Here is a 2,374-nt window from a genome sequence, read left to right as displayed (position 1 = left end):
TGCGATCGCGGCCTCGCGGCCCAGCCCCCCCCCCCCCCCCCCCCCCCCCCCCCCCCCCGTTCCAGCCCGAGGCTCCTGAGGTTGTCCTCGACTCCGGCGCGCAGCTGCTCGGGCCGCTGGGCGAGGCGGAGCGGGATGGGGCCGCCCGGGGCGGGCTCGGCGCCGACCTTGCTGACGACCAGCACGTCGTCCTCGGGGCGGAGCGCGGCGGCGATCACTTCATTGACGAAGCCGTCGCCGTAGAACTGGGCGGTGTCGACGTGATCGACGCCGAGTTCGACGGCACGGCGCAGCAGTGCGATCGCGGCCTCGCGGCCCAGGCGCTCAAGCTGCATGGCTCCGTAGCCGACGCGGGAGACGGTGCGGCCCATCAGGGTGCCGGGCCCGCCGGGGCGTTCCGCTCCCGCGGCTGTGAGCTGGTCGGACCGGGCAGGGGACACCATGGCGGTCTCGCTCTCATGAGACGATGGAGGTAAACGGAGGGACTCCGTTATGGCCACCGTAACACTAACCGGAGGGACTCCGTTTTGGCTGCGTCCGACTCTTCCGACCCCGGCCGACCGGCGAAGGGCGCCGACCGCGTGACGAAGGGCGCCGACCGTGAGGTGAAGGGCGCCGACCGCGTGGTGAAGAGCGCCGACCGAGCGGCGAAAGGTACTGACCGAGCGACGAAAGACGCTGACCGCCCGGCCCGCGCCGACGCGCGCCGCAACCGTGAGCGGCTGCTCGCCGTGGCCCGCGACGCCTTCGCGGCGACCGACGGCAAGGCCACCCTCGACGCCATCGCCCGCGAGGCAGGTGTCGGGATCGGCACGCTCTACCGGCACTTCCCCACCCGGGAGGCGCTCGTGGAGGCCATCTACTCCGCCGAACTCGACGCTGTGGTCGACAGCGCCCCCGCTCTGCTCGCCGACCTCCCGCCCGAGGCGGCGATGCGCGCGTGGATGGACCGGTACGCGGCGTTCTTCGCGGCCAAGCGCGGCATCTCCGACGTCCTGCGCGCGGGTTGGGCCTCGGGCGCCATCGCGACCCCGGCCACCCGGGAGCGGCTCACCGCGGCGATCGCGCTGATCCTCGACGCCGGGGCGGAGTCCGGCGCACTCCGGTCCGACGTCCGGCCGGAGGAGGTCACACTGATGCTCCTCGGGGTGTTCCTGTCCACGACGGCCGTCAGCAGCCCGGAGCTGACGGCGGGGCTGCTGGATCTCGTGGTGGACGCGCTGCGGCCGGGCGCGAAAGGGCCGTCCCGGGGGTGACGCCCGGGCCGTCCCGGAAGTGACGCCGCGCTCAGCGCCCGGCCAAGGCCGGGGTTCCGGCTAGGGCTTATCCGGCCGATCATGTGACTACTTCGCCGTCGTGTCGTTGATGTGGACATGGGGCGGGGTATGACTTGACGGATGCCGAGTGGGAACAGTTGCGGCCGTTCCTGCCAGTCAGCAACCAGCGTCGCGGCAGGTGGCGGGATCATCGGCAGGTGATCGACGGGATCCTGCATCGGGTTCGGACCGGCGTTCAGTGGCGTGCCCTGCCCGAACGGTTTGGCCCGTGGAAGACGGTCTACGAACGCCACCGCCTGTGGTCGGCCGACGGAACCTGGGAACGCCTGCTCCAGCAGGTCCAGGCCGAAGCCGACGCAGCCGGGAAGATCGACTGGGGCATCTCGGTCGGCTCCACCATCGTGCGGGCACACCAGCACGCCGCCGGTGCCCGCACCGAACCGCCGCCGGCTCCCGCCTCACAAGGGGACGCGGCGGCAGAACACCAGAGCGAAACGCCGTGGCAGAGCCTCGTCGCCCGCCTGGTGGAGGTGGTGCAGGAGGTGAGGGCCTGGGCCGCTCGCGCGGCGGGTTCACCACGAAGCTCCATCGGAGCGCGGACGGCCGCTGCCGCCCGCTGTCCCTGATCGTCACACCGGGACAGCGGGCGGACTGCACGCAGTTCACGCCCGTGCTGGAGAAGATCCGCGTCCCGCGGACCGGGCCGGGCAGGCCGCGCAAGAAGCCTGACAGTCTCGCGGCGGACAAGGCTTACAGCAACGGCCCGTGCCGCGAGTATCTGCGGCGCCGGGGCATCCGGCACACGATCCCGGAGAAGACCGACAGCCAGGCCGCCCGCCTATGCAAAGGGTCACGCGGTGGACGGCCACCCGGCTTCGACGAAGAGCGGTACAAGAAACGCAACACCGTCGAACGGGCGATCAACCGGCTCGAGCACGCCAGAGCCGTGGCCACCCGCTACGACAAGCGCGGCTACGTCTTCCTGGGGACCGCGACCGCCGCAACCCTCGTCATCTGGCTCCGCACATGAACGGCCGGACAAGTCCTAGAGGGGTTACGCGGCGTCGTCGGAGAGCGTTGGGTAGTCCGTGTAGCCG

General features: G+C 71.8%; 3 protein-coding genes. 2 read left to right on the top strand and 1 reads right to left on the bottom strand.

Features of this window, described 5'->3' with window-relative positions:
* The coding region (locus tag AB8Z36_RS37785) for an aldo/keto reductase (RefSeq protein WP_369217898.1) at positions 1-443 on the bottom strand (443 nt) is incomplete at its 3' end.
* A gap of 183 nt (positions 444-626) precedes the next feature.
* Between AB8Z36_RS37785 and AB8Z36_RS37780 the strand changes: the two genes are divergently transcribed.
* Positions 627-1,256: a TetR/AcrR family transcriptional regulator gene (locus tag AB8Z36_RS37780; protein WP_369217899.1), complete on the top strand. Its 630-nt coding sequence runs from the start codon at positions 627-629 to the stop codon at positions 1,254-1,256.
* Positions 1,257-1,390: 134 nt separating this feature from the next.
* A protein-coding gene (locus tag AB8Z36_RS37775; protein WP_440582113.1) for an IS5 family transposase occupies positions 1,391-2,307 on the top strand; the annotation gives its coding sequence in 2 pieces (ribosomal slippage) (positions 1,391-1,708 and positions 1,711-2,307; 915 coding nt in all).
* Positions 2,308-2,374: the final 67 nt, after the last annotated feature.

This window comes from Streptomyces flavofungini, from assembly GCF_041028215.1.
Taxonomy (GTDB): domain Bacteria; phylum Actinomycetota; class Actinomycetes; order Streptomycetales; family Streptomycetaceae; genus Streptomyces; species Streptomyces flavofungini_B.
Note: the sequence above shows the minus strand (reverse complement) of the source record. Positions and strands in the feature narration are given on the sequence as shown.